The organism is Mycobacterium riyadhense, assembly GCF_963853645.1.
In the GTDB taxonomy this organism is placed as follows: Bacteria; Actinomycetota; Actinomycetes; order Mycobacteriales; family Mycobacteriaceae; genus Mycobacterium; species Mycobacterium riyadhense.
Map to the genome: position 1 here is coordinate 5,662,750 of NZ_OY970456.1, position 26,441 is coordinate 5,689,190.

Sequence of the window (26,441 nt, forward strand, 5' to 3'; positions counted from 1 at the left end):
ACCCGAAACACCTGCGAAATGGGGGCTTTTGCGTCTGCTCGCCGGACTAAAGCCAGGTGTCCTTGGTGGTGGTGGTGAGAAATGCTTCGAGGTCGTCGCGCCATTGAGCCGGCGTGGTCTTATCCGGCTCGATGCCGGTGTAGTCGCCGCGATAGAACAGCAGCGGCCGGGGCTTGATCTTGGGCGCCTCCGACAGCGATTCGACCGCGCCGAACACCACGAAATGGTCGCCACCGTCGTGGACCGACGCCACCGTGCAGTCGATGTACGCCAGCGACCCGTCGATGATCGGCGAACCGAGTTGTGAAGGGCGCCAATCGATACCGGCGAACTTATCGGGTTCCTTCGACCCGAATCGCGCCGAGACGTGCTTCTGCTTCTCGGTCAACACGTTGACGCAGAACCGACCGCTGGCCTCGATGGCTTTCCAGGACCGCGACACCTTGGTAGGGCAGAACAGCACCAGTGGCGGGTCCAGCGACAGCGCCGCGAACGACTGACACGCAAAGCCGATCGGCTCGTCGTCGTGCACCGTGGTGATTATGGTGATCCCGGTGCAGAATTGGCCCAGCACGTTGCGAAACGTCCGCGGGTCAATCGACGCCGTCATGGTCAGCCGCGCATGCCGACGGTGAAGTCGTGGCCCCACAGACTGACGGCCGTACTTTCCCGAGCGATCCAGTCGCGGTCGTCGACCTGTCTTCCCTCGCAACCGAATTCGACGTCGAATCCGCCCGGTGTCTTCATGTAGAACGACAGCATCAGGTCGTTGACGTGGCGGCCCAGGGTAGCCGACATGGGCACTTTGCGGCGCAGCGCACGGTCCAGGCACAGGCCCACGTCGTCGGCGTTTTCAACCTCCACCATCAGGTGCACGATGCCGCTCGGCGTCGGCAACGGCAGGAAGGCCAAGGAGTGGTGGCGCGGGTTGCAGCCGAAGAAGCGCAGCCACGCCGGCGCCCCGTCGGGGGGTCGTCCCACCATCTGCGGCGGCATCCGCATCGAGTCACGCAGCTTGAAGCCCAACACATCTCGATAGAAATGCAACGCCTCGGCGTCGTCGCGGGTGGTCAGCACCACATGACCCAAGCCCTGCTCACCGGTGACGAACTTATGCCCGTACGGGCTGACAACCCGGCGGTGTTCCAGGGCGGCGCCGTGGAAGACTGCCAGCGGATTGCCCGACGGGTCAGCGAACAGGATCATCTCGTCGACTCGCCGTTCCGCCAATTCCGCGGCGGTGGCTTCCTTGTACGGCGTGCCCTCCACGTCGAGTCGATTGCGGATCTCTTGCAGGCCTTCGGCATTCGCACATTCCCAACCGGCCTCTGCCAGCCGGTCATGCTCACCGGGCACGATCACCAACCGGGCCGGAAAGTCGTCCATCCGCAAATACAGCGCACCCTCCGTGGCGCCTTTGGCCTCGACCATCCCGAGCACTTTCAGGCCAAACTCACGCCACGCGGCCATATCGGTGGCTTCGATGCGCAGATAACCCAGTGACCGGATGCTCATCTCGCACCTCCCAGGAAATCAATGGTCAACTTGTTGAATTCGTCGAACTTCTCGACCTGCGCCCAATGTCCACACTGCCCGAACACGTGCAGTTGCGCACGCGGGATGGTCTTCAGCGCGACCAACGCGCCATCGAGCGGGTTGACCCGATCCTCACGACCCCAGATCAACAACACCGGCTGACGCAGCTTGTACACCTCACGCCACATCATGCCGGCTTCGAAATCTGCTCCGGCGAAAGACTTTCCCATCGCCCGAGTCGCGGTGAGCGATTCCGGGGTGCTGGCCAACTCGAAACGCTGGTCAACCAACTCACGCGTGATCAGTTTCTGGTCGCAGACCATGACGCGCAGGAACGCCTCGAGATTTTCCCGGGTGGGCTCGATGGAGAACTTGCCCAGCCTCTTGACGCCCTCGGTTGGATCGGGCGCAAACAGGTTGATGCTCAGGCCACCCGGACCCATCAACACCAATCGCCCGGCCAGGTCCGGGTAGTCCAGCGCGAACCGCACCGCGGTGCCGCCACCTAACGAGTTGCCCACCAACGGAACCCGTCCCAGGCCGAGCTGTTCGAAGAGCCCCTTGAGCGCCCTGGCGGCATAGCGGTTGAACTGCCCGTGCTCGGCACGTTTGTCGGAGTGGCCGTACCCGGGCTGATCGACGGCCAGCACATGGAAGTGCTGAGCCAGCACCGCAATGTTGCGCGAGAAGTTCGTCCAGCTCGACGCGCCGGGCCCACCTCCGTGCAGCAGTATCACCGCCTGATCGTTACCGATACCGGCTTCGTGGTAGTGCAGCTTAAGCGGTCCATCCACGTCCACTTCCGCATAGCGCGAGGTGGATTCGAACGTCAGCTCTTCGGTAGCGGTCACTGCACTCAGACCATGGTGTCGCCGGGCGGCAACCCGAACTCGTTGTTCCCGAAGATCACATACGCCCGCTCGGGGTCATTGGCGGCGTGCACCCGACCGGCGTGCGCGTCACGCCAGAACCTTTGGATCGGAGCGTCATTCGACAGGGCCGTGGCACCAGAGGCTTCGAACAGCCGGTCGATGGAGGCGATCGAGCGCCCGGTCGCACGCACCTGATCACGACGTGCCCGGGCGCGCAGTTCGAACGGAATCTCCCTGCCGGCGGCCAACAATGCGTACTCGTCGCCGACGTTGCCCATCAGCTGGCGCCAGGCCGCGTCGATGTCGCTGGCCGCCTCGGCGATGCGGACCTTGGCGAACGGGTCGTCTTTGGCCTTCTCGCCGGCGAACGCGGCGCGCACCCGCTTGCCCTGATGCTCCACGTGCGCGGCGTAGGCGCCGTAGGCCATGCCGACGATCGGCGCCGAGATGGTAGTGGGATGCATTGTGCCCCACGGCATTTTGTAGACCGGAGCGGTGTTGTTCTGCAGGCCGCCCGCGGTGTGGTCGTTCATCTCCTTGTAGGACAGGAACCGGTGCCGGGGCACGAAGACATCCTTGACGACCAGGGTGTTGCTGCCGGTGCCTTTCAAACCGACCACAAACCAGGTGTCGTCGATTTCATATTCGGTGCGGGGGATCAGGAAGCTGCCGAAGTCGACCGGCCGGCCATCCTTGATGACGGGGCCGCCGACGAAAGTCCAGGTGGCGTGATCACAGCCGGACGACCAGTTCCACGACCCGTTGACCAGATAGCCGCCGTCGACAACAACTCCCGCACCCATTGGGGCATACGACGACGAGATCCGCGTCTTCGGATCCTCGCCCCAAACCTCTTCCTGGGCCCGTTGGTCGAACAGCGCCAGATGCCAGTTGTGCACGCCGACGATCGAGCTCACCCATCCGGTGGAACCGCACGCGCTCGCCAGCCTGCGCGTCGCTTCGTAGAACAGCGTCGGATCGCACTGCAAGCCGCCCCACTGCTCGGGCTGCAACAAGGTGAAGAAGCCGACGTCGTCGAGCGCCTTGACGGTTTCATCCGGAATCCGGCGTAGGTCTTCCGTCGCCTGAGCGCGATCCCGAATCTCCGGAAGCAGATCATCGATGGCAGCGAGGACAGACTGCGCATCACGCTGTTGAATGGACGTCACTGAGATTTGCCTCCTGGGCCAGAACTTACGCAGCGGACTTACACAGAAGACTAGAACACGTTCCGATTCGTGTCGAGCAGGGTATTCCTGCGGCTGGTAGCGACACCAATTGCATTTTCTGTAACATGTTCTAGTTACGAGAAAGAGAGGGCAGTTCTTGACAGCGGATATCCCCGGGGGCGTTTCCGACGAGCCTCTCGGCGACCACGTCCTGGAACTGCAGATCGCCGAGGTAGTCGCCGAAACCGATGACGCGCGATCGCTGGTGTTCGCGGTACCGGAGGGGCCAGACGATCCAGAGATCCCGCCGGAGCGGCTGCGCTACGCGCCCGGCCAATTCCTGACGCTGCGTGTTCCCAGCGACCGCACCGGCTCAGTGGCGCGCTGCTACTCGTTGTGCAGCTCCCCGTTCACCGACGACGCGCTCACGGTCACGGTCAAACGAACCGTCGACGGATATGCGTCGAACTGGCTATGCGACAACGCGCACAAGGGGATGCGCGTCCACGCCCTGGCGCCGTCGGGCAACTTCGTACCAAAGACCCTCGACGACGACTTTCTCTTGCTGGCCGCGGGTAGCGGGATCACCCCGATCATGTCGATCTGCAAGTCGGCACTCTCCGAAGGCAGCGGGCAGGTGACGCTGCTTTACGCCAACCGCGACGACCGCTCGGTGATCTTCCGCGACGCACTGCGCGAACTGGCCGACAAATATCCGGACCGGCTCACGGTGGTGCACTGGCTGGAGTCGCTGCAGGGCTTGCCGAGCGCGACCGCGCTGGCGCAACTGGCCGCCCCATACACCGACCGGTCGGCATTCATCTGCGGGCCCGGTCCGTTCATGGAGGCGGCGCGGGTTGCCCTGGAAACGCTGAGAGTTCCCGCCCAGCAAGTGCACATCGAGGTGTTCAAGTCGCTGGACTCGGATCCGTTCGCCGCCGTCAAGATCGAGGACACTGGCGACGAAGCGCCCGCCACCGCGGTGGTGCAGCTCGACGGTGAAACCCACACCGTGTCCTGGCCGCGCAACGCCAAGCTGCTCGACGTACTACTGGCCAAAGGTCTGGATGCGCCGTTCTCCTGCCGGGAAGGCCACTGCGGTGCGTGTGCCTGCACGCTGCGCAGCGGCAAAGTGACCATGGAAGTCAACGACGTGCTGGAGCAACAGGACCTCGACGACGGGCTAATTTTGGCCTGTCAATCTCACCCGGAATCTGATTCGGTAGAAGTAACTTACGACGAGTAGCCACAAGTAAGGTGGAGCGCGATGAAGCGGCTGATACCCGGTCCCGCGATCGTCGGATTGATCCTGATGTTCTTGTCCGCCCCGGCCGCCACCGCCGCGAGCAACAGCGCCACAACCCTTTTCCCGGTCGACGAGGTCACCCAGTTGGAGACGCACAGCTTCGTCGATTGCCACCCGAACGGCAGCTGCGACTTCGTCGCGGGGGCGAATCTGCGCACACCCGACGGCCCGGCGGGGTTTCCGCCCGGTCTGTGGGCGCGCCAAACCACCGAGATCCGGCCAACCAACAGGCTGACCTACCTGGACGCCCACGCCACCAGCCAGTTCGAGCGGGTCATGAAATCGGGCGGCTCCGACGTGATCACTACCGTCTACTTCGGCGAAGGCCCACCAGACAAGTATCAGACGACCGGCGTCATCGACTCGACCAGTTGGTCGACCGGACAACCGATGACCAACGTGGGCGTCATCGTGTGCACCCACATGCAGGTGGTCTACCCGGGTGTCAACCTCACCACGCCCAGTACCTGCGCGCAGGCGACTTTCTCCTGACCTGGTGAAATGCGCCCACGTTCCAGGACAATTGCGCCTACGCTGCCTTCGATGGTCGTCTCGCGGACAGGAGCACGGTGATGTCGTTCGTAATCGCGGAACCGGAGGCAGTCGCGGCGGGGGCCGCAGAGTTGGCGCGCATCAGGACTTCGATCAGTGCCGCCGCCGCGGCGGCGGCGGGGCCGACGACCGCCGCGGCGGCGGCGGGGTTTGACGAGGTGTCGACGGCCGCCGCAAGTGTGTTCAACACGTACGGGGCGATGTATCAGGACCTCAGCGCGCAGGCGGCGGCGTTTCACGACCAGTTCGTGCACACCCTGTCCGCCGGCGCGACTTCGTATCAGAGCGCCGAAGCCACCGCCCAGGCTCAGCTGCTCAACGCGATCAACGCGCCCGCCCTAGCGCTTTGGGACCGACCGCTTATCGGCAACGGCGCTAACGGCGGGCCTGGCCAAAACGGCGGCGACGGCGGGCTGCTGTGGGGCAACGGCGGCAGCGGCGGCAACGGCGATGCTACCCACCCGGGCGGCGGCAACGGCGGCAATGCCGGACTGATCGGTGACGGCGGCAGAGGAGGGAACGGTTACAGCCCGACCGCCGGGTCGGGCCAAAACGGCGGCGCTGGTGGTGCCGGCGGCAACGGCGGCTGGTTGTTCGGCAGTGGCGGGGCCGCCGGTAACGGTGGTGCCGGCAGCATGGGCGCCGGGGCCGGCGGCCTCGGCGGCAGCGGCGGCCACGGCGGCAATGCCGGCCTGTGGGGCAACGGCGGGGCCGGTGGCCATGGCTCCGCCGGCGGCGAGGGCGCTAATGCCCCCAACGGCAGTGGCGGCAACGGCGGCGCTGGTGGAGCCGGCGGCAACGGCGGTTTGCTGTCCGGTGACGGGGGCGTCGGCGGCGACGGAGGCAGTGGCGGCACCGGAGGATCCACCGGCACTTCCGCCGCACCCGGCGGCAACGGCGGAACCGGCGGATCCGGCGGCGACGGCGGCTGGCTGTTCGGCACCGGCGGCGACGCCGGCGACGGCGGATCCGGCGGGACTGGCGGCAGTGACTTCCTCGGCGGTGGCGTCGTCGCGGGCGCCGACGGCGGCGCCGGCGGCGCCGGCGGCCGCGCCGGCAACGCCGGGCTGTGGGGCAGCGGCGGGACAGGCGGCAACGGCGGCAAGGGCGGAACCGGCGGCGGTGCCAGCGGGAGTATTGGCGACCCCGGCACCGCTGGCGGCGCCGGCGGAACGGGCGGCACCGCCGGGGGTGGCGGAAACGGCGGCTGGTTCTACGGCAATGGCGGTGCCGGCGGTAATGGCGGCGGCGGCGGCGCCGGCGCCCAAGGTGCCGATACCAACAGCGTAGGCGGCCCCGGCGGCGCCGGGGGCCTCGCCGGCAGCGGCGGCAACGGTGGCGCCGCCGGCCTTATCGGTACTGGTGGTACCGGCGGGGCCGGCGGCGGCGGCGGTGCCGGCGGGCAAGGCGGCTTTGGCCCCAACTCGCCCAGTTTCGGCGGCTTTGGCGGCGACGGCGCTGCCGGCGGCCACGGAGGTCACGGTGGCTGGCTGTACGGCGCCGCGGGTGGCGGGGGTAGCGGCGGCAACGGCGGCGCAGGCGGGGCGAGCGGCGGCGGCGGCCCCTCCAATGTCAGCGGCGGCGCCGGCGGTGACGGCGGCGCCGGCGGCAACGCCGGGTTGATCGGTGGCGGCGGAAACGGCGGAAACGGCGGCACCGGCGGAACCGGCGGCTTCACCGGTGTCGGCGGCGTCGGCGGCTCCGGGGGTACCGGCGGGCGGCTATCCGGCACGCCCGGGTCGACCGGCACGAACGGGTGAACGGCGTTTCGCCGGCAACGGGCTACCGTGGCAGGCCAAGCAGCCGCTCTGCGGCCACCGTGAGCAGGATCTGCTCGGTACCGCCGGCGATGGTGAGGCACCGTGTATTCAGGAAGTCGTGCACTGCAACGTTTTCCACCAGCCCGCCGCCCTCGGACACGTCCATCATGAACTCGGCCAGCGCCTGTCGATAGCGAACTCCGATCAGTTTGCGCACGCTGGACTGCGAACCCGGATCCTGGCCGCCCACAGCCAACAGGGCGATCCGCTGGTCCAGCAGCGAACCGGTCGCAGCCAGCAGGATCAGCCGTCCCAGCCGATCCTGCTGCGCTACATCGAGATCCAGCTCCGCCAGCACCTTGATCAGCTCTTCCATCGGGTTGCCCAGCGCGGTCCCGGTGGCCATCGCGACGCGCTCGTTGGCCAGCGTGGTGCGGGCCAGCCGCCAGCCGTCGTTCACGGTGCCGACGACCATCTCGTCGGGAACGAACACGTTGTCCAGGAAGACTTCGTTGAACAGCGCGTCGCCGGTGATCTCACGCAGCGGGCGAATCTCGATGCCGGGTGCGGTCATGTCCACCAAAAAGTAGGTGATGCCTTGATGTTTCGGCGCGTCCGGATCGGTGCGCGCCAGGCACACGCCCCACCGCGCCGTGTGCGCCGCCGAGGTCCACACCTTCTGCCCGGTGAGCAGCCAACCGCCGCCCGGATCTTTTGAGCGCACTGCTTTTGTGCGCAACGAAGCCAGATCTGAACCGGCGCCCGGCTCGGAAAACAGTTGGCACCAAAGGAATTCACCGCGCAGAGTAGCGGGCACAAAACGCTCTATCTGTTCCGGCGTACCGTGCTCGAGGATGGTCGGCGCAGCCCACCAGCCGATTACCAGGTCCGGCCGCACCACGCCGGCGCCCGCCATCTCCTGGTCGATCAGCAGCTGCTCTGCCGGTGCCGCGCCGCGGCCGTACGGCGCCGGCCAGTGCGGAGCCAGCAGCCCGGTCTCGGCCAAGGCCACCTGACGTTTCTCCTCGGACAGCGCGGCGACTTCCGCCACCGCTGCGGCGATCTCGGGTCGGAGGCCCTCGACCTCAGCCAGGTCCAGACTCAGGCGCCGACGGACACCGGCCTGGGTCAGCGCGGTGACGCGGCGCAGCCAGCGCTCGGCGCCGCCCAAGAAGCGACCAATGCTGTGAGCGCGGCGCAGATACAAGTGCGCGTCGTGCTCCCAGGTGCAGCCGATGCCGCCAAGCACCTGGATGCAGTCTTTGACGTTGGCCTTCGCCGCGGCGATGCCGATGCTGGCAGCGATCGCCGCCGCAATGGAGAACTGGGGGTCGTCGGAATCCCCGGCAGCACGGGCGGCATCGGCCGCGGCCACCTCGACTTGTTCGGCGCGACAAAGCATCTCCGCGCACAGGTGCTTGATCGCCTGGAAGCTGCCGATCGGCTTGCCGAACTGTTCCCGCACTTTGGCGTAGGCCACCGCGGTGTCCAGCGCCCATCGGGTCACGCCGGTCGCCTCGGCCGCTAGCAGCGTCGCGGTCAGGTCCTCGACCCGCCGCCCCGATACCAGGGTGGCCGGCGCGTCCGTCAGCACCACCCGGGCCAGCGGCCGGGAAAAGTCGGTGGCGCGCAAGGGCTCCACCAGCACGCCGTCGCTACCAGTGTCGACCAGCAGCCAATCGCCGCCGGCCGGTAGCAGCAAGACGCCACCGGGTGCCCCACCCAGCACCCAATCGACGGTGCCGGACACCGTTTGATCTTCGAGTTGCACGTCACCTTCGAGCGCGAGCCCGGCGAAGCGTTCGCCGGAAATCAGCTGGTCGAGCAATTCGGGATCGTCGACAACAAGGGTCGCCAATGCGGTGGCGGCGACCGGCCCGGGTACCAACGCCTTCGCCGCTTCCGCCACCATTGCGCACAGGTCTTCGATGCTGCCGCCGGCACCCCCACGGTCCTCCGGGACGGCGATGCCGAAGAGTCCCAGGCCGGCAAGGCCCCCGAACACCGGGCGCCAGGCATCGGTGTCGCCCTGTTCGATCTCGCGGCAAGCCACCGTCGCCGCCTCTCCCGAGGCCGCAGTGCGGGCCCAGTCGCGCACCAACTCGCGTGCCGCGAACTGTTCGTCGGTGACGGTCGCTACCACCTGCCGTCCTTCCGTCGTCGGAATTCACATGGCTATAACCGGCCAAGAGACATTCTTGGTCACTAGAACGTGTTCTAATAGTGCAAGCGGCCAACCGTCAAATTGACACCTATTACGCCAGTACACGTGGTTGTCCCGGCAGTGGGGAGGTGGGAGATTAACACCGCGAATGCGTATCGTTTGCGAACGTACCGCCCGGAAGAGGAGCTGCCCACTAGATGTCGCAAGCAAACACACAGCCTCGCGAGGTCATGAACGTGGCAGTACTGGCTGAGTCCGAATTGGGTTCGGAGGCACAGCGGGAACGCCGCAAACGCATCCTGGACGCCACCATGGCCATCGCGTCGAAGGGCGGATACGAGGCCGTTCAGATGCGTGCCGTGGCGGACCGTGCCGATGTCGCGGTCGGGACGCTGTACCGCTACTTCCCTTCGAAGGTGCATCTGTTGGTCTCGGCACTGGGCCGGGAATTCAGCCGCATCGACGCCAAAACGGACCGCTCCGCGGTTGCCGGCGGAACGCCGTTTCAGCGACTGAACTTCATGGTTGGCAAGCTCAACCGCGCGATGCAGCGCAATCCCCTGCTCACCGAGGCGATGACGCGCGCCTACGTCTTCGCCGACGCATCGGCGGCCAGCGAGGTCGACCAGGTCGAGAAGCTGATCGACAGCATGTTTGCCCGCGCGATGGCCGACGGCGAACCGACCGAGGACCAGTACCACATCGCACGGGTGATCTCGGACGTGTGGTTGTCGAACCTGCTCGCCTGGCTCACCCGCCGAGCCTCGGCAACCGATGTCAGCAAGCGGCTGGACCTGGCCGTGCGGCTGTTGATCGGTGACACGGAAGCTCCTTGAGGTAAGAACGCTCGCTGGCGCCGCAAGTCCAAATTCGACGCCAAGAGCCGCCTGCGCGTGTGAACGGTCGACGGCGCGATCATGACAGTGAGATGGCGACCAAGATGTTTCCGATCGGGTGTGGCGCGACGCTGCGTGAGCTGGAGGAGAACCCGCACCCGCTGCTGGCACGGCTGCGGGCGGCCGAGCCGGTGTCTAGTGTTGCCGTGCTGGGCGGGTGGCTGGTCACCCGGTATGACCTCGCGGTGCGTGTCATGCGCGATCCCATGACCTTCACCGTCGATAATCCCCGGTTTTCTACCTCGCGAGTGGTCGGCCCGAGCATGCTGTCGCTCGATGGCGCGGAGCACGCACGCCACCGCGAGCCGTTCGCGCCCCCGTTCCGCGCGGCGCAGGTGCGGGACCGATACACCGGATTCATCCAGGCGGAGTCAGATAGGTTGATCTCCGCGATCCAACCGGCTGGCAGCGCCGAGCTGCGGCGTGAGTTCGCCGGTCCGCTCGCGGTCGCGGTGGTCACCGAGGCGCTCGGGCTGCGCGAGGTCGATGTCGACAGGGTGTTGTCCTGGTACGCGGCGATCGTGGCAGCGGTGTCGGAGGTGAGCGCGGGGCGACCGGTGACCGTTGCCGGTGCAGACGCGTTCGGTCAACTGCGGGCCGCCGTGGCGCGTGCCATGGGGCACACCGACAAACCATCGCTGCTGACGGAGGCGGCGCGGGCGTCGCATGGGCTGAGCCAGGATGAGGTCGTGTCGAACGCGGCGGTGCTGATGTTCGGCGGTATCGACACCACCGAGGGCATGATCGCCAATACGCTCCGACACCTGCTCGGCGACCCTGAGGCACTCACGCTCGTCCGTGACAGCAGGGATCTCTTGCCCAACGCGATCGAGGAGTCGATCCGCTTGGAGCCGGCTGCCGCGATCGTCGACCGTTACGCCACCCGCGATGTCGGGCTCGCAGGCACGCTGATCCAGCGCGGTGACCTGGTCACCATATCGATCGCGGGGGCCAACCGCGATCCGGCAGTGTTTGCCGACCCCCACCGGTTCAACATCCGCCGCACCAACGCAAGGCTCAACCTCGCGTTCGCGCTGGGGCCACACTTCTGCCTCGGTGCACGGCTCGCCAGGACCGAGACCGCGATCGCGGTCAGTCGACTCCTAGACCGCCTGCCCGGGCTGCGGCTGGACCCCGACCACCAGAACGCGCCGCGAGGTCTCGTGTTCCGCAAACCGCCAACCCTGCGCGTGCGCTGGACTGTGTAGCTCCGGTCTCCGACCGAAAGCCGTTATAGCGCTGGGAGAACCGCACTATCCGGAGCTGGTAATCGGGCGCGATTAGTCGAAGTATGATTCGTCCCACCTATCCATGCGGCGCATGCGCACTCGGGCGAGTTTCCGGTTAAGTGCTATCTGCTCATTTTCGATTGCGCGACCGGCATTCTTGACTGCGTTGTAGACGGCATCGTCAAGTTTGGACAGATCCTCCACGGATACCTCGGCCGATACGAAAACTGAGAACCGTATACAGTCGTCAACCACCGAAATGTCGACCTTCGGTGCCGGACTGAGTTGGCGGTGGAAGTGCTTGGCCAGCGCCTGTATCCAATATTTCGGCCACGGCGGAAGTGGCCTCAGATCATAGACAATGATCGCGTGTTCGCCGTTGTAGACGCCGACCGGCGCTTCAGTGCGGCTGAAGAATGTGCGCCCTAACGTCTGCTGGTCCTTCTGCGCGTCCTCTTCGTCAGCCACCTTTAGCCTCCGACCTCTGGTCTACCACCGTGCGGAGCGCTCTGCTGACAGCCGCGTTGCGAAGCACCGCCGTCTGCCGGCATCAAATGCACACGAGGTAAATCTGGTGGCCTCCGACGATATCGACCAACTAAGCAGGAGGCCCCGCGGTGCGGCCACGGATCAGTTCGGTGTCCAGCAGCTCAACCACCGGCAGGCCGGAGCGCGGCGGTTTCTGCAGCAGTTCGCCTGCCCGTCTACCCTTTTGCAGGCTCGGCTGCGCCACGGTGGTCAGCCCCCGGCTGATCGCTTCGGGTACGCCGTCGAACCCGGTGACCGTCAGCTGGCCCGGCACGTAAATGCCATGTCCGCGTAGATAATCCATGGCAGACAGGGCCAAGATGTCCGCGGTGCACATCAGCGCGGTGATCCGCGGATTTGCCTCCAGCGCCACCTTGGCGGCATCGCCACCCGACGCCGGCAGATGCTCGTAGCTTTCCACCACGGTCAGCGAATCCGGGTCGACACCGGCCGCGGTCATTGCGTCCCAGACGCCGAGGATGCGTTCGCGTTGCACGTCGAAGGTGGGCGACTTCAGCCGTTCAGAATCCACCAGGTCCTGACGCCGGTCCCGACCCAGGCGCATGGTCAGCAGCCCGATCTCGCGATGTCCCAACCCGAGCACGTAGTCAGCCAGCTTCCGCATTGCCGCCCGGTCGTCGATACCCACCCGGGACACTCCGGTGAGCCCCTTGGGCTGGTCCACCACCACAACCGGCAGTCGCCGCTGCAGCACCACCTGCAGGTAGGGATCGTCGTCGCACACCGAATACACCACGAAGCCATCGACCCCGGCGCCCAGCACCGCGGCCGTTCCGTCCGCGAGGCTCCGGCTGGAGCCGACGGCCACCAGCATCAGTCCCTGACCCAGTTCTTCGCATGATTGCGCCACTCCCGCAACGAAATCCCGCGCCGCCGGGTCGCTGAAGAAGTAGGTCAACGGCTCGGCCATCACCAATCCGACCGCACCGGCTTTGCGGGTGCGCAACGATCGCGCCACCGGGTCGGGACCCGCGTAGCCCATCCGCTTCGCGGTGGCCAACACCCGCTCGCGGAGGTCAGCGGAAAGCTGATCCGGGCGGTTGAACGCATTCGAGACGGTGGTTCGCGACACCTTGAGCTCGGCAGCCAACGACGCCAGGGTCGCTCGGCGCCGTGGTGTGGGACTCACGTTCGGTGAGGCTACAGGGGTCCGTCGGCGCGGCTACGCGGCTCCGCCGCCAACTTTCTAATGGAAACGATTTTCATTTACTATGTGGTCGGCTGGGGGCCGCCGGAAGGGAAATATCAAGTGCGAATGGCGCTAGGCAGGGTGGCGCTTCGGTTGCCGGCCATTCTCCTCCTTGGTTCGGCGCTGGTTGGCTGTGGACCCGCCGGTACGGCGCACCCGGGCGCAACTGCGGTGGTGGCGTCCACGGACGTGTGGGGCAGTGTCGCGCGCGCTGTGGCCGGCGGCCGGCTCGCTGTGAAGTCCATCATCACCGGCGCCGAGGTCGATCCGCACTCATACCAGGCGACGCCGGCAGACGCCGCGGCGATCGCCGACGCGGATCTGGTGGTCTACAACGGCGGCGGTTACGACCCATGGGTTCACATAATGCTGGCCGGCCATCGGGAAATCCCGGCAATCGATGCCTACTCGTTGCTTGGGGCCCGGAACGAGGCAGCTGACGAGCACGTCTTCTACAACCTGAGCGTCGCGAAGTCGGTCGCCGCCACGATTGCCGACCGGCTGGCCATCATCGACCCCGGCAATTCCACGTATTACCGTGCCAACGCGGCCGAATTCGGCCGCGGCGCCGATGCGATCGCCAACTCCGAGCGCGCCATCGCCACCACATACCCGGCCGCCGGAGTCGTCGTCACCGAGCCCGTCGTCAACTACCTGCTGGCGGCGTCCGGTCTGATCAATCGCACCCCGGTCACCTTCACCATGGCCAACGAAAACGACGACGATCCTTCCCCGGCCGACATGGCATCGGTACTCGACCTCATCGACCACCGCGAAGTCGCGGCGCTGTTGATCAACCCGCAGACCTCGAGCGCCGCGACCAAAGACCTGCAAGCAGCCGCTCAACGTGCTGGGGTGCCGGTCGCCGAGGTCACCGAGACGTTACCTACGGGCACCGACTACCTGACCTGGCAGCGCAACACCGTCAACCAACTGACCGCCGCGTTGCGGTCCAGCCGCTGACCCGACCGTGAGCCACCAAGCGGTCGCGCTCACCGGCGCCAGGTTGGCTTTCGGTGATCGCGTGCTTTGGGATCACCTCGACCTGTCGGTCTCGCCCGGGGAGTTCATCGCGGTGCTGGGCCCCAACGGCACCGGCAAGACGTCGCTGCTTAAGGTGCTGCTCGGACAATTGCCGCTCAGTGCCGGCCTCGCGGTAGTGACTGGCCGCATCGGTTTTGTGCCGCAACACCATCCGATCGATCGGGAAGTAATGCTGCGCGGGCGCGACCTGGTCCAGCTGGGCGTCGACGGGTGCCGCTGGGGTGCCACACCGCTGCGACTCGCCGGCCGGGCCCGCCGGCGCGAGGCGGTGCGGCTGGCGCTGCGACAGGTCAACGGCGAACACCTGGCCGACGTGCGGGTCGGGCTGATGTCCGGCGGGGAGTTGCAGCGGATGCGCGTCGCCCAGGCGCTGGCCGGCGACCCGACGCTGCTGCTGTGCGACGAGCCGCTCTTGACCCTGGATCCGGCTAACGCCAACCTCGTCGCGGCACTGATCGACCGACGCCGTCGGGAAGCCGGAACCGCGGTGATCGTCGTCACCCATGAAGTCAACCCGATCCTGCCGTACGTGGATCGCGTGCTGTATCTAGTCGACGGCAGATTCCGGATCGGAAGCGTGGAGCAGGTGATGACCTCGGAGACGCTGTCGGCGCTGTACCGGTCCGACATCCAGGTGGTGAAGGTTGTCAAGGACGACCGCGCCCGCTATGTCGTAGTCGGCGAGCCCGCATGAACGACCGGCTCACCGACATGCTGGACCATCTGTTCTCCTTCGATCTGACCGTTCACCTGCTGCGGCACGACTTCGTTCAACAAGCGCTGGTCGCGGCCGCATTGCTGGGCCTGGTGGCCGGGCTGATCGGTCCGTTCATCGTGATGCGGCAGATGTCGTTCGCCGTACACGGTTCGAGCGAATTGTCGCTGACCGGAGCCGCATTCGCCCTACTGGCTGGCTTCGGAGTGGGCGTCGGCGCGCTGGTCGGCAGCGCCCTGGCCGCGGCGATGTTCGGCATTCTCGGCCAACGGGCCCGGGAGCGCGATTCGGTGATCGGCGTGGTGCTGGCGTTTGGACTGGGCTTGGCGGTGCTGTTCATCCATCTCTACCCGGGCCGGACCGGGACCAGTTTCGCGCTGCTGACCGGCCAGATCGTCGGGGTGGGCTACTCGGGGCTGGCCATGCTGGCGGTGGTTTGCCTGCTTGTCATCGCGGTATTGGCGGTTTGCTACCGACCGCTGCTGTTCGCCAGCGTCGATCCGGAAGTAGCCGCCGCACGCGGGGTACCGGTGCGCGCCCTGGGCATCGTGTTCGCCGCACTGGTGGGTGTGGTGGCGGCCCAGGCCGTGCAGATTGTCGGGGCGCTGCTGGTGATGTCGTTGCTGATCACACCCGCCGCCGCGGCCGCCCGGGTGGTGGCGGCGCCGGGCGCCGCGATCGTGACCGCGGTGGCGTTCGCCGAGGTCGCCGCGGTCGGAGGCATCGTGCTGTCACTGGCGCCCGGGGTCCCCGTGTCGGTCTTCGTGGCGACCATCTCGTTCCTGATCTATCTGATTTGCTGGTTGCTCGGGCGGCGCCGGCGGCTCTGAGATTAAGCTTGTCGCACATAGTTCGGGGAGGAAACAGTGCGCCAGCAAATTGCCACGATCGCCGTGCTGGCCGGTGCGTGCATGCTTGTCGCCGCCTGCACGGACACCGTTGACGGCAGTCCGGTCGCCGCCGACACGTCGGGACCGATGAATCAGACGCCGATTCCGGTCTCAGCCCTTGACGGGCTGCTGCTTGAACCCGCGCAGATCAACGCCGAGCTGGGCGCCACGTCGATGAAGGTGTGGTTCAACGCTCGAGCGATGTGGGACTGGAGCAAGAACGTGGCCGACAAGAACTGTCTGGCGGTAGACGGCCCCGCTCAAGACAAGGTTTATGCCGGCAGCGGGTGGACAGGCATGCGCGGCCAGCGTCTCGACGACAGCGTCGACGACTCCAAGAGGCGCAGTCACTACGCCATTCAGGCGGTCGTCGCATTCCCGGGCGCGCGAGACGCCAACGCGTTCTACAGCGACCAGGTGCAGAGCTGGAATTCCTGTTCCAACCGCCGGTTTAGCGATATCAGCCCGAATCAGCCCGACACCATCTGGACCGTGGCCGGCGTGACAAGCGATAACGGAACACTCAGCACCTCGCAGGTCCAAGAAGGTGGCGAAGGATGGGACTGTCAGCGTGCCCTGACGGTGCGCAACAACATCGCCATCGATATCGTGACATGCGCCTATAGCCAAAAAGCTTCAACCGCAATCGATATCGCTAACCAGATTGCGGCCAAGGCCGCTACGCAGTAGGCGCTGAAGTCAGTCTGAGCAAGGATATGCGCAGGGTAATTCGATGGCCGGTCATCCTGGTTGCGGCGGTCTTGGCCGTCACGGGGTGCACCGCCACGGTCTCTGGAACCGCGCAGCCGGCGGCGACGCTCGGCCGCGCCACGACGACCGCCGCCACCGGCCCAACACCGCGCATTGTTGGCGTGTCGGTGCTCGAAGGCCTGCTGCTGACTCGGGACCAGATCGTCAGTCTGGTGGGCGGTACGAACATGATCTCAGTGGGCACGATCAACAACACGTCGGACGCGGCGACGATCATTGACGACCGAACGTGCGTAGGCATCGGCTCGATCGCGGATATGTCGGTCTACTCCAACAGTGGCTGGGTCGCGATGCGCGGCAACCAGTTCACCAGTCCCAACGTCGTCCAGGCCGATGTCACGCAGGTTGTCACGTCGTTCACCGGGCCCGCCGATGCCGTGGCATTGCTGCAGCACGCACGTAAAGCTTGGCAAGCGTGCGCAAATCGGCGATACAGCTTTCACTCTTCCAACGGCAACCACAGTTCGATGGACACCGGATCCGTTCGGGGCAGCGGCTTACGCATGGACGTGTTGCTGCGCCAGGAAGAAGACCCGCGGTGGACCTGCACGCACGCGATGGCTGTACAAGACTCGGTGTTCATCGAGGCACGGGTGTGCTTGCTGAGCAAGGACAGCACCGCGGCCGTCAACATTCTCCTTGATCAGGTGATCGCCAGGATCCCGCAATAAGCTAGCCTGCGTGTCTGCTATCAACCTCAACGCCGACGTGAGATTCGGCGTTTGGCGCCTCGGGGATGACGAGGCCATCACTGCGGAATCGGTTTGCGTGCCTGGCGATTCGCCGATCAAGGCGTTCCGCTAATGCGGCTGAACCGCCTAAGACTTGGTCGCCCCGATCTTGCCCGGTATTCGGATCGGTTCAGTGTGCCTGCGGCGCAGACCGATGCGCCGCTGTCGGTGACATGGATGGGAGTGGCGACGCTGCTGATCGACGACGGATCCTCGGCGCTGATGACCGACGGCTACTTCTCACGTCCCAGCCTGGCGAAGGTGGCGGCCGGCAAAGTGTCACCGTCAGCTGCGCGCGTCGATGGCTGTCTGGCGCGGGCCAAGGTTTCCCGGCTTCTCGCCGTCATCCCGGTGCACACTCACATCGACCACGTCATGGACTCCGCGCTCGTCGCCGATCGCACCGGCGCACGGCTGATCGGCGGCGAGTCCGCGGCCAACGTGGGGCGCGGATACGGACTGCCCGAGGAGCGACTTGTCGTCGCCGTCCCCGGTGAGCCAATTCCGTTGGGCGCCTACGACGTAACACTGCTGAAGTCGCACCACTGCCCACCCGATCGGTTTCCCGGGGTGATCAGCGCACCGGTGGTACCGCCGGTGCGGGCGTCGGCCTACCGCTGCGGTGAAGCGTGGTCGACGCTGATTCACCACCGGCCGTCGGGGCGGCGGCTGCTGATTCAAGGCAGCGCGGGCTACGTCAAGGGTGCATTGGGCGGCTGTCGCGCCGATGCCGTGTATCTCAGTGTCGGCCAGCTGGGCCTGCAGCCACGGTCATACCTGGTGGAGTACTGGACCGAGGTCGTGCGGGCGGTGGGCGGGCGCCGCGTGGTTCTGATCCACTGGGACGACTTCTTCCGCCCGCTGTCAAAGCCGTTGCGGGCCTTGCCATATGCGGGCGACGACCTGGACGTGTCCATCCGCATCCTCGACGAGCTGGCCGCAGCTGACGGCGTCGCGCTGCAGATGCCGACGGTGTGGCGGCGCGAGAACCCTTGGGCATGAGACCTTGACGCTGACCGTTGCCCTGATACTGCTTGTCGTTGTCCTCGGGTTCGCGGTTGCCCGCCCGCGGGGTTGGCCGGAGGCGCTGGCGGCGGTCCCGGCGGCCGGCATCCTGATCGCGATCGGGGCGATCTCGCCGCAGCAGGCGGCGGCGCAGGTGTCCGGGCTGACGGGGGTGGTCGCGTTCCTGGGTGCGGTGCTGGTGCTGGCCAAATTGTGCGACGACGAGGGCCTGTTCGAGGCCGCCGGTGCCGCAATGGCGCGAACCAGTGACGGTCCGCACAGCTTGCTGCGGCAGGTGTTCGTCATCGCCGCCGTGATCACCGCGGCGCTCAGTCTGGACGCCACAGTGGTGTTGTTAACCCCGGTTGTGCTGGCCACTGTGCGGCGGCTGCGGGCCCCGGTGCGTCCCTATGCCTACGCCACCGCCCACATGGCCAACGCTGCCTCGCTGCTGCTACCGGTGTCGAACCTGACCAACCTGCTCGCCTACCACGTCGCCAACATCTCGTTCACCAGGTTCACAATGATCATGGCGTTGCCGTGGCTTTCCGCGGTGACCGCGGTGTATCTGGTCTTCCTCTGGTTTTTTGCCCGAGATCTGCGCGTGGAGCCGGAACGTGAGCAAATCGGTCCACCACCGCGACCACCGGTGTTCGTGCTGGTGGTGGTGGTGGTGACGTTGGCCGGGTTCGCCATCGCCGAGTCGCTGGGAGTAGCCCCGGCGTGGGCTGCGCTCGCCGGCGCATCAGTATTGGCCGCGCGAAGCCTATGCCGCGGGCACACCTCGGTCCTAGACATCGCGCGGTCGCTGAACGTGTCGTTCTTGGTGTTCGTCCTCGCGCTCGGCGTCGTGGTGCATGCGGTGATGCTGAACGGGATGACCACCAAGATGTGTGCGGTGTTGCCGACCGGTTCGGGGCTGCCCGCACTGCTCGGTATCGCGGCGGTGGCGGCGGTACTGGCCAATGTGGTCAACAACCTGCCCGCCACGCTGGTACTGGTGCCGTTGGTGGCGGGCGGGGGGCCGGCGGCGGTCCTAGCGGTGCTCATCGGGGTCAACATCGGGCCGAACCTGACCTACGTCGGTTCGCTGTCCAACCTGCTGTGGCGGCGGGCGCTGCGGCAGCACAACGTGCCGGCCAGTGTCGGCGAGTACACCCGCCTCGGGTGCTATACCGTGCCCACGGCTTTGCTGGTTGCGGTGCTCGCACTGTGGGTGAGCGTGCGCCTGCTGGGCGCCTCTTAACCGCGAGCAGACGCAAAAGCCCCTGAAAACCGTGGTTTTCAGGGGCTTTTGCGTCTGCTCGCGGGAGAACTCAACCCCTGCGCTGACGGGCGATTTCGGCGAGCACCACGCCGGCGGCCACCGATGCATTCAGCGATTCGGTCTGACCAGCCATCGGGATCGACACCACCTCGTCACAGTTCTGTCGCACCAACCGGGAAAGCCCCTTGCCTTCCGAGCCGACGACCACCACCAGCGGGTCCGTGCCGTCCAGGTCGTCCAACGCCGTGTCGCCACCGGCATCCAGTCCCACCACACGCATCCCGCAATTAGCCCAATCCTTCAGTGTTCTAGTGAGATTGGTAGCCCGCGACACCGGAATCCGAGCCGCCGCCCCGGCGCTGGTGCGCCAGGCGACCGCCGTCACCGACGCGGAGCGGCGTTGTGGGATCAGCACGCCATGGCCACCGAACGCCGCCACCGACCGCACGATGGCGCCGAGGTTGCGTGGGTCGGAGATGTTGTCCAACGCGACCAATAGCGCCGGCGGTGCGTTGATGGCGGCGGCGAGCAGATCGTCGGGATGGGTGTAATTGTACGGCGGCACCTGTAGCGCGATGCCCTGGTGCAGATGGTTGGCGGTCATCCGGTCCAGGTCGGTGCGCGGCACCTCAAGGATTGAGATCCCCAAATCGGATGCGCGGGAGACGGATTCGGTCAGGCGCTCGTCGGCTTCGGTACCAAGCGCGACGTATAGCGCGGTGGCCGGCACGCCGGCGCGCAGGCATTCCAGCACCGGGTTGCGACCGAGTACGGTCTCGGTTTCGTCGGTTCGACCCCGCGCAGGACGACGTGGCTGCTTGGCGGCCCGCTTGGCTGCGGGATGGTTGGGACGCATATGCGCCGGCGGTGTGGGACCACGCCCTTCCAGACCGCGACGGCGCTGGCCCCCCGATCCGACGGTTGGCCCTTTCTTAGTGCCGGATTTGCGAACGGCCCCCCGGCGCTGCGAGTTACCAGGCATCTACTTACTGTCACCACCCAGCGACCACTGCGGCCCGTCGGCGGTATCGGTGACCTCGATGCCCGCCTGCTTGAGTCGGTCGCGGATCTCGTCGGCCAGCGCCCAGTTTCGCTGCTCGCGGGCCTTCTCCCGGTTCTCCAGCTCGGCCCGAACCAGCACATCAACGGCGGCCAGTGCGGCCGAGGTCTCGTCGCGAGATTCCCAGCGTTCGTCGAGCGGGTCGCAGCCCAGGATGCCCATCATCGCGCGAATTGCGCTGGCGCTCTTCAACGCACCGTCGTGGTCACCAGCGTCGAGCGCCCGGTTGCCTTCCGCGCGCGCGTGGTGAATCTCGGCCAGGGCGATCGGGACCGACAGATCGTCGTCTAGTGCCTCGGCGAATCGCGCGGTGGGATCGCCCGGAAGGACGGCACCGACCCGGCTGCGCACCCGATGCAGGAATTCCTCAACTCCGACATAGGCTTTCACCGCATCCTGCAGGGCCGTCTCGGAGAATTCCAGCATCGACCGGTAATGCGCGCTGCCCAGGTAGTAGCGCAGTTCTGCGGGCCGAACCCGTTGCAACATCACTGGTATGGACAACACGTTGCCCAGTGACTTGCTCATCTTCTCCCCGCCCATCGTCACCCAGCCGTTGTGCAGCCAGTAGCGAGCGAAGCCATCCCCGGCGGCGCGGCTCTGTGCGATCTCGTTTTCATGATGGGGGAATACCAAATCCATTCCGCCGCAATGGATGTCGAATTCAGGGCCCAGGTAGGCGCGGGCCATCGCCGAGCATTCCAGGTGCCAGCCCGGACGTCCGCGGCCCCACGGCGTCGGCCACGAGGGTTCGCCGGGCTTTTCGCCCTTCCACAGGGTGAAGTCGCGCTGATCCCGTTTGCCGGCGGCCACACCCTCGCCCTGGTGGACATCGTCGATCTTGTGGCCGGATAGCTGACCGTACTCCGGGTAACTCAGGACGTCGAAGTAGACGTCGCCGCCGGCGGCATAGGCGTGGCCGCTGGCGATCAGACGCTCGATCATCTCGACCATCTGGGTGATGTGCCCGGTCGCTCGAGGTTCTGCCGAGGGCGGCATCACGTCCAGGGCGTCGTAAGCCGCGGTGAAGGCGCGCTCGTGGGTGGCGGCCCACTCCCACCACGGCCGGCCCGCCGCGGCGGCCTTGCTCAGGATTTTGTCTTCGATGTCGGTCACGTTGCGGATGAATGCGACGTCGTAGCCGCGCGCGAGCAGCCAACGGCGCAGGATGTCGAACGCCACCCCGCTGCGGACGTGCCCGATGTGTGGCAGCCCTTGCACGGTGGCGCCACAAAGGTAGATGGAGACGTGCCCGTCGCGCAACGGAACAAAGTCACGCACGACGCCGGTCGCCGTGTCATGTAGCCGCAAGCGGGCGCGTTCGGTCACGACGTGCCAGCTTACCTGGCCAATTGCGACAACCCGCGCGATGAGCTACCGAAGCGAAACCACCAACGCCGTCGCGATGGCGGCCCGACCCTCGCCGCGCCCGGTCAGGCCGAGCCCGTCGGTGGTGGTGGCCGATACCGCGACGGGCGCGTTGAGGTCGCGCGACAGCACCGCCTGCGCCTCGAGACGGCGCCAACCGATCTTCGGCCGGTTAGCGATGACCTGCACGGCAGCGTTGCCAACCCGATATCCATGCTGATTGATCAGCCCGACGACATGGCGCAGCATGGCGGCGCCGCTGACGCCTTCCCAGCGCGGATCGTCGACTCCGAACACGTCGCCGATATCGCCGAGCCCCGCGGCCGATAGCACGGCGTCACACAGCGCATGCGCGGCGACGTCACCGTCGGAGTGGCCAGCGCAGCCATCGGCACTCGGGAACAGCAACCCCACCAACCAGCACGGCCGCCCGGGTTCGATCGGGTGCACGTCCACCCCCAAACCGACACGCGGCAGCTCGATCACCGGCGCACAATCGCTTGGGCCAGCAGCAAATCCAGCTGGGTGGTGATCTTGAACGCCAACGGATCGCCGTCTACCACCTGGACCTGGGCGCCGATGTGTTCGACCAGCGATGCGTCGTCGGTGAATTCCGCCGTGTCGGCGCGCTGGTACGCGCGCAACAACAGGTCAGTGGCGAACCCCTGCGGCGTCTGCACCGCCCGCAAGCCAGCACGCTCGGGTGTGCCCAGCACCACCCCGTTGGCGTCCACGGCCTTGATGGTGTCAGAGACCGGCAGCGCGGGCACTACGGCGGCGCTTCCGGACCGCAAGGCGTCAACCACACGCGCGATCAACGCCGGCGGCGTCAGCGGCCGTGCAGCGTCGTGCACCAGCACAAACTCCGGCGCAGAAGACCCAGACAGCGCCGCCAACGCCCGGCTCACGGATTCGGTACGGTTGGCCCCGCCGGCCACGATGGTGGCCTTGCTGCCGAGGATCAGCTTTGCCTCGTCCGTACGGTCTGCGGGTACGGCTACGACGACGGTGTCGACGACCCCGGAATCGAGCAGGCCCTGCACGGCCCGTTCAACAAGGGTTTGCCCGTCGAGCTGACGAAACGCCTTAGGCAGACCGGCAGCCAGCCGCTCACCCGAACCTGCGGCCGGGACGATTGCGACTACGGTGCCCGATTCCCCGACCACCTACAGCCCTGGGCGTATTGAGGACGCTTTAGGAAGCCGCCGCCAAAACCTCGTCGAGGATGGTTTCCGCTTTGGCGTCGTCGGTGCTCTCCGCCAGCGCCAGTTCCCCGACCAGAATCTGGCGGGCCTTGGCCAGCATCCGCTTCTCGCCGGCGGACAAGCCCCGCTCTTGGTCGCGGCGCCACAAGTCGCGCACCACTTCGGCCACCTTGTTGACATCCCCGGAAGCGAGCTTCTCGAGGTTGGCCTTATAGCGGCGTGACCAGTTGGTCGGCTCTTCGGTGTGCGGTGCGCGCAAAACCTGGAAAACCTTGTCGAGACCTTCTTGGCCTACGACGTCGCGAACTCCGACGTATTCCGCGTTCTCAGCGGGCACTCGAACGGTCAGGTCCCCCTGCGCCACTTTCAAGACGAGATATTCTTTTTGTTCCCCTTTGATGGTTCGGGTTTCGATCGCCTCGACTAGCGCAGCACCGTGGTGTGGATAGACAACGGTGTCGCCGACCTTGAAAATCATCAGATTCGAGCCCCTTTCGTTACTACATGCTAACACGGGCCCCCAACGGACGCCGAACAACGGTGCAGGTCAGGGGCACCGCCAGTGAATATTGGGACTTGACAGGCGGGGCAAAACGTGCCAGTCGCAGGCTCCGGCCCGGCTGCCTAGAGAAAGTTGCGGGGCCCACTGGTCTCGTCGGAGCCAGCGGCACCATCGCGCGAATTGGGCCCAGTTCCGCCGTTGCCGAACAGGATCCCGCCACCGACACGTCATCAACACGGCGGCCAGCACCCCGTGGTCGGAGCCGCCGCCCCCGCGCTCGCCGCGCGGACCGACAACCCGATCTCGGCCAAATCCTTGGCCGCCAAAACGAGCGCCTCTGGCACGGCGATCACGAACGACATCCGGGACTCCAGCCGTTACCCCTAGTGGTGTCCGACGATGGCGCGGGGCTCACGTTGCAATCGCCGCCGAAGCTACCGGGGGGACTTTCGATAAACGTGTACCAATACTGAAATCAGCGATCTGGGCGCCGGGCCGCGCCGGCTCAGCGGAACCCGCCGTACCCTTTCCGGGTCCAAGTACCCATGCGCTACCGTCGACAGCACCTAGCTACTACTGTGCATAGTTGGCCACGGTCATCCCTAGCAGGAGACATTGAGTGAACCTTTTTAAGATCCGCCTCCCCTTGACCGTCCTGATTGCGGTGGCAGCCATCGCGCTCAGCGGCTGCGGCGCGGGTCAGATTTCACAAACCGCAATGCAGGAGCCCGCCGTCAACGGCAACAAGGTGACCATCAATAACGTTGCCCTGCGCGACATCCGGATCCAGGCTGTGCAGACCGCAGACTTCATCCGGCCCGGCAAAGCGGTCGACCTGGTGCTGGTGGCGGTCAACCAATCACCGGATGTGGCGGACCGGCTTACGGGCATCACCACTGACATTGGCACGGTGACGATTAGCGGCGATGCGCGACTGCCCGCCGGCGGCATGCTGTTTGTCGGTACGCCAGACGGTCAGGTCGTAGCGCCGGGCCCACTGGCATCCAATGAGGCGGCCAAGGCGAGCATCGTCTTGACCAAACCCATCAGCAACGGCCTCACCTACAACTTCACCTTCAAGTTCGAAAAGGCCGGTCAGGGAAGCGTGATGGTGCCGATTTCGGCCGGACTGCCTGCACCGCAAGAACTCGCGCCGGCTCCGACCAACCATTCGTAGCGATCTCAGAGCTGTCACACCCTCCCGATACGGTCACGGCGTGGCCAATACGCGTTCGCAGTACCGATGCTCGCAATGTCGCCATCTGTCCGCCAAGTGGGTGGGGCGCTGCATGGAATGCGGTAGTTGGGGCACCGTCGAGGAATTGACCATCCTCGGCGCGGCCGGGGGCGTGGGCGTCGGCAAAGGCCGCCGCCCCGCGCCCCCGGCATCGCGAGCCGTTCCGATCCGATCGGTCCAGCCAAGCCTCAGCCGGCACCGGCCTACGGGCGTAACCGAACTCGACCGGGTGCTCGGCGGTGGCGTGGTTCCCGGTTCGGTGACGCTGCTGGCCGGTGATCCCGGGGTAGGCAAATCGACGCTGCTGCTCGAGGTCGCCCACCGCTGGGCACAGTCCGGGCTGCGCGCGCTGTATGTCTCCGGCGAGGAGTCGGCCGGCCAGATCCGGCTGCGCGCCGACCGAATCGGCTGCGGCGGCGGAGAGGTCTACCTGGCAGACGAATCCGATCTGCTTGCCGTGCTGGACCACATCGATATGGTGCGGCCCGCATTGGTCATCGTGGACTCCGTGCAGACGATGTCCACCAGCGAGGCCGACGGTGTCGCGGGCGGGGTCACGCAGGTGCGTGCCGTAACGGCTGCGCTGACCGCCGCCGCCAAGGCTAACGGGGTCGCGTTGATTCTCGTCGGCCATGTCACCAAGGACGGGGCCATTGCCGGACCGCGCTCCCTGGAACACCTCGTCGACGTGGTGCTGCATTTCGAAGGTGACCGCAACGGTACGTTGCGGATGGTCCGCGGCGTCAAGAACCGATTCGGCGCAGCCGACGAAGTCGGGTGTTTCCTATTGCACGACAACGGAATTGAATGCGTCGCCGACCCATCGAACCTGTTCCTGGAGCAACGGCCGGCACCGGTACCCGGAACCGCGATCACGGTAAAGCTTGACGGGAAACGGCCGCTGATCGGTGAAGTTCAGGCATTGCTGGCAACACCACCCGGCGGCTCGCCGCGGCGGGCGGTCAGCGGGATAGACCATGCCCGGGCCGCAATGATCACCGCAGTCCTGGAAAAGCATGCCCGGTTGAACATCGCTGTCAACGACATCTATCTCTCCACCGTCGGCGGCATGCGGTTGACCGATCCGTCGTCGGACCTCGCAGTGGCGATCGCGCTGGCCTCGGCGTATGCGAACTTGCCGCTACCCACCACGGCGGTGATGATCGGCGAGGTGGGCCTCGCGGGCGACCTGCGACGGGTCAACGGCATGGACCGGCGGCTAGCCGAAGCCGCCCGTCAAGGGTTCAACATCGCGCTGATCCCACCGGGCTGCGACGCCGTCCCGCCGGGGCTGCGTGCCTTATGCGCCCCAACCATCGTCGCCGCGCTGGAGCACACGATCGACATCGCCGACCACCGCAGCGGCGCCCCCGCTGGGCCACATCGGCTAGACGCCCCTCCATCGCACGCCCGCCGGGCGTAGC

General features: G+C 66.3%; 27 protein-coding genes. 14 read left to right on the plus strand and 13 right to left on the minus strand.

Translation table 11 applies throughout. The features are described from left to right. Positions 1-46: 46 nt before the first annotated feature. From hsaB to hsaA, 4 genes are read right to left on the minus strand one after another with little or no spacing between them, the layout of a single operon-like run. Positions 47-610 (minus strand): 3-hydroxy-9,10-secoandrosta-1,3,5(10)-triene-9,17-dione monooxygenase reductase subunit, encoded by a 564-nt coding sequence (hsaB, locus tag AADZ78_RS24880; protein WP_085251172.1) that lies wholly within the window; start codon positions 608-610, stop codon positions 47-49. Positions 611-612: 2 nt separating this feature from the next. After that, positions 613-1,515 carry an iron-dependent extradiol dioxygenase HsaC gene (hsaC, locus tag AADZ78_RS24885; RefSeq protein WP_085251173.1) on the minus strand — a complete coding sequence of 301 codons (903 nt, stop codon included), beginning with the start codon at positions 1,513-1,515 and terminating at the stop codon, positions 613-615. Further along, the gene (gene hsaD, locus AADZ78_RS24890) at positions 1,512-2,387 is read right to left on the minus strand and encodes a 4,5:9,10-diseco-3-hydroxy-5,9,17-trioxoandrosta-1(10),2-diene-4-oate hydrolase (protein ID WP_085251174.1); all 876 of its coding nucleotides are present in this window, start codon (positions 2,385-2,387) and stop codon (positions 1,512-1,514) included. The genes hsaC and hsaD overlap by 4 nt, the downstream gene beginning before the upstream one ends. 5 nt (positions 2,388-2,392) lie before the next feature. Further along, the gene (gene hsaA, locus AADZ78_RS24895) at positions 2,393-3,577 is read right to left on the minus strand and encodes a 3-hydroxy-9,10-secoandrosta-1,3,5(10)-triene-9,17-dione monooxygenase oxygenase subunit (protein ID WP_085251175.1); all 1,185 of its coding nucleotides are present in this window, start codon (positions 3,575-3,577) and stop codon (positions 2,393-2,395) included. A 169-nt stretch (positions 3,578-3,746) separates the two neighbouring features. Between hsaA and AADZ78_RS24900 the strand changes: the two genes are divergently transcribed. From AADZ78_RS24900 to AADZ78_RS24910, 3 genes are all read left to right on the plus strand, one after another. Further along, positions 3,747-4,823: a ferredoxin--NADP reductase gene (locus tag AADZ78_RS24900; RefSeq protein ID WP_139828783.1), complete on the plus strand. Its 1,077-nt coding sequence runs from the start codon at positions 3,747-3,749 to the stop codon at positions 4,821-4,823. Between the two features lie 21 nt (positions 4,824-4,844). Beyond that, complete coding sequence (locus tag AADZ78_RS24905) at positions 4,845-5,375, plus strand: hypothetical protein (protein ID WP_085251177.1); 531 nt, start codon at positions 4,845-4,847, stop codon at positions 5,373-5,375. 80 nt (positions 5,376-5,455) lie between these two features. Next, on the plus strand, positions 5,456-7,195 hold the full coding sequence (locus AADZ78_RS24910) for a PE family protein (RefSeq protein ID WP_085251178.1): 1,740 nt from the start codon (positions 5,456-5,458) through the stop codon (positions 7,193-7,195). A gap of 22 nt (positions 7,196-7,217) precedes the next feature. Here AADZ78_RS24910 and AADZ78_RS24915 read toward each other — a convergent pair whose 3' ends face one another. After that, positions 7,218-9,338, minus strand: a complete 2,121-nt coding sequence (locus AADZ78_RS24915; protein WP_085251179.1) for an acyl-CoA dehydrogenase — start codon at positions 9,336-9,338, stop codon at positions 7,218-7,220. Positions 9,339-9,595: 257 nt separating this feature from the next. Here AADZ78_RS24915 and kstR point away from each other — a divergent pair, with 257 nt between their 5' ends. Beyond that, entirely contained in the window at positions 9,596-10,195 is a 600-nt protein-coding gene (gene kstR, locus AADZ78_RS24920; RefSeq protein ID WP_169726334.1) for a cholesterol catabolism transcriptional regulator KstR, read from the plus strand. Between the two features lie 92 nt (positions 10,196-10,287). Next, on the plus strand, positions 10,288-11,463 hold the full coding sequence (locus AADZ78_RS24925) for a cytochrome P450 (protein WP_085251207.1): 1,176 nt from the start codon (positions 10,288-10,290) through the stop codon (positions 11,461-11,463). Positions 11,464-11,535: 72 nt separating this feature from the next. Here AADZ78_RS24925 and AADZ78_RS24930 read toward each other — a convergent pair whose 3' ends face one another. Continuing rightward, a complete protein-coding gene (locus AADZ78_RS24930) occupies positions 11,536-11,952 on the minus strand; it encodes a hypothetical protein (RefSeq protein ID WP_085251181.1) in 417 nt (138 codons plus the stop codon). A gap of 130 nt (positions 11,953-12,082) precedes the next feature. Then, positions 12,083-13,162 carry a LacI family DNA-binding transcriptional regulator gene (locus AADZ78_RS24935; protein WP_085251182.1) on the minus strand — a complete coding sequence of 360 codons (1,080 nt, stop codon included), beginning with the start codon at positions 13,160-13,162 and terminating at the stop codon, positions 12,083-12,085. Positions 13,163-13,288: 126 nt separating this feature from the next. Between AADZ78_RS24935 and AADZ78_RS24940 the strand changes: the two genes are divergently transcribed. The 7 genes from AADZ78_RS24940 (at position 13,289) to AADZ78_RS24970 (ending at position 19,624) form a co-directional block, all read left to right on the plus strand. Beyond that, positions 13,289-14,185 (plus strand): metal ABC transporter solute-binding protein, Zn/Mn family, encoded by an 897-nt coding sequence (locus tag AADZ78_RS24940; protein ID WP_085251208.1) that lies wholly within the window; start codon positions 13,289-13,291, stop codon positions 14,183-14,185. 7 nt (positions 14,186-14,192) lie between these two features. Further along, a complete protein-coding gene (locus tag AADZ78_RS24945; protein WP_085251183.1) occupies positions 14,193-14,960 on the plus strand; it encodes a metal ABC transporter ATP-binding protein in 768 nt (255 codons plus the stop codon). Then, positions 14,957-15,811: a metal ABC transporter permease gene (locus AADZ78_RS24950; RefSeq protein WP_085251184.1), complete on the plus strand. Its 855-nt coding sequence runs from the start codon at positions 14,957-14,959 to the stop codon at positions 15,809-15,811. Before AADZ78_RS24945 ends, AADZ78_RS24950 begins: the two co-directional genes overlap by 4 nt. A gap of 81 nt (positions 15,812-15,892) precedes the next feature. Further along, on the plus strand, positions 15,893-16,561 hold the full coding sequence (locus tag AADZ78_RS24955) for a sensor domain-containing protein (RefSeq protein ID WP_276063322.1): 669 nt from the start codon (positions 15,893-15,895) through the stop codon (positions 16,559-16,561). A 26-nt stretch (positions 16,562-16,587) separates the two neighbouring features. Further along, positions 16,588-17,313 carry a sensor domain-containing protein gene (locus AADZ78_RS24960; RefSeq protein WP_085251186.1) on the plus strand — a complete coding sequence of 242 codons (726 nt, stop codon included), beginning with the start codon at positions 16,588-16,590 and terminating at the stop codon, positions 17,311-17,313. Positions 17,314-17,445: 132 nt separating this feature from the next. Continuing rightward, positions 17,446-18,375 carry an MBL fold metallo-hydrolase gene (locus tag AADZ78_RS24965; RefSeq protein ID WP_085251187.1) on the plus strand — a complete coding sequence of 310 codons (930 nt, stop codon included), beginning with the start codon at positions 17,446-17,448 and terminating at the stop codon, positions 18,373-18,375. 4 nt (positions 18,376-18,379) lie between these two features. After that, complete coding sequence (locus tag AADZ78_RS24970) at positions 18,380-19,624, plus strand: SLC13 family permease (RefSeq protein WP_085251188.1); 1,245 nt, start codon at positions 18,380-18,382, stop codon at positions 19,622-19,624. Between the two features lie 70 nt (positions 19,625-19,694). On the opposite strand, the gene rlmB is transcribed toward AADZ78_RS24970, so the two are convergent. From rlmB to AADZ78_RS25000, 6 genes are all read right to left on the minus strand, one after another. Next, a complete protein-coding gene (gene rlmB, locus AADZ78_RS24975) occupies positions 19,695-20,627 on the minus strand; it encodes a 23S rRNA (guanosine(2251)-2'-O)-methyltransferase RlmB (RefSeq protein WP_085251189.1) in 933 nt (310 codons plus the stop codon). Next, positions 20,628-22,034 carry a cysteine--tRNA ligase gene (gene cysS / locus AADZ78_RS24980; protein WP_085251190.1) on the minus strand — a complete coding sequence of 469 codons (1,407 nt, stop codon included), beginning with the start codon at positions 22,032-22,034 and terminating at the stop codon, positions 20,628-20,630. It abuts the gene before it with no gap. Positions 22,035-22,079: 45 nt separating this feature from the next. Then, entirely contained in the window at positions 22,080-22,559 is a 480-nt protein-coding gene (ispF, locus tag AADZ78_RS24985) for a 2-C-methyl-D-erythritol 2,4-cyclodiphosphate synthase (protein ID WP_085251191.1), read from the minus strand. After that, positions 22,556-23,239: a 2-C-methyl-D-erythritol 4-phosphate cytidylyltransferase gene (gene ispD / locus AADZ78_RS24990; protein WP_085251192.1), complete on the minus strand. Its 684-nt coding sequence runs from the start codon at positions 23,237-23,239 to the stop codon at positions 22,556-22,558. The genes ispF and ispD overlap by 4 nt, the downstream gene beginning before the upstream one ends. A gap of 28 nt (positions 23,240-23,267) precedes the next feature. Beyond that, positions 23,268-23,756, minus strand: a complete 489-nt coding sequence (gene carD / locus AADZ78_RS24995; protein WP_003419482.1) for an RNA polymerase-binding transcription factor CarD — start codon at positions 23,754-23,756, stop codon at positions 23,268-23,270. A 254-nt stretch (positions 23,757-24,010) separates the two neighbouring features. Next, on the minus strand, positions 24,011-24,142 hold the full coding sequence (locus tag AADZ78_RS25000; RefSeq protein WP_085251193.1) for a PE family protein: 132 nt from the start codon (positions 24,140-24,142) through the stop codon (positions 24,011-24,013). A 257-nt stretch (positions 24,143-24,399) separates the two neighbouring features. Between AADZ78_RS25000 and AADZ78_RS25005 the strand changes: the two genes are divergently transcribed. Next, positions 24,400-24,957 (plus strand): hypothetical protein, encoded by a 558-nt coding sequence (locus AADZ78_RS25005; RefSeq protein WP_085251194.1) that lies wholly within the window; start codon positions 24,400-24,402, stop codon positions 24,955-24,957. A 40-nt stretch (positions 24,958-24,997) separates the two neighbouring features. After that, positions 24,998-26,440, plus strand: a complete 1,443-nt coding sequence (gene radA, locus AADZ78_RS25010; RefSeq protein ID WP_085251195.1) for a DNA repair protein RadA — start codon at positions 24,998-25,000, stop codon at positions 26,438-26,440. Position 26,441 lies beyond the last annotated feature (1 nt).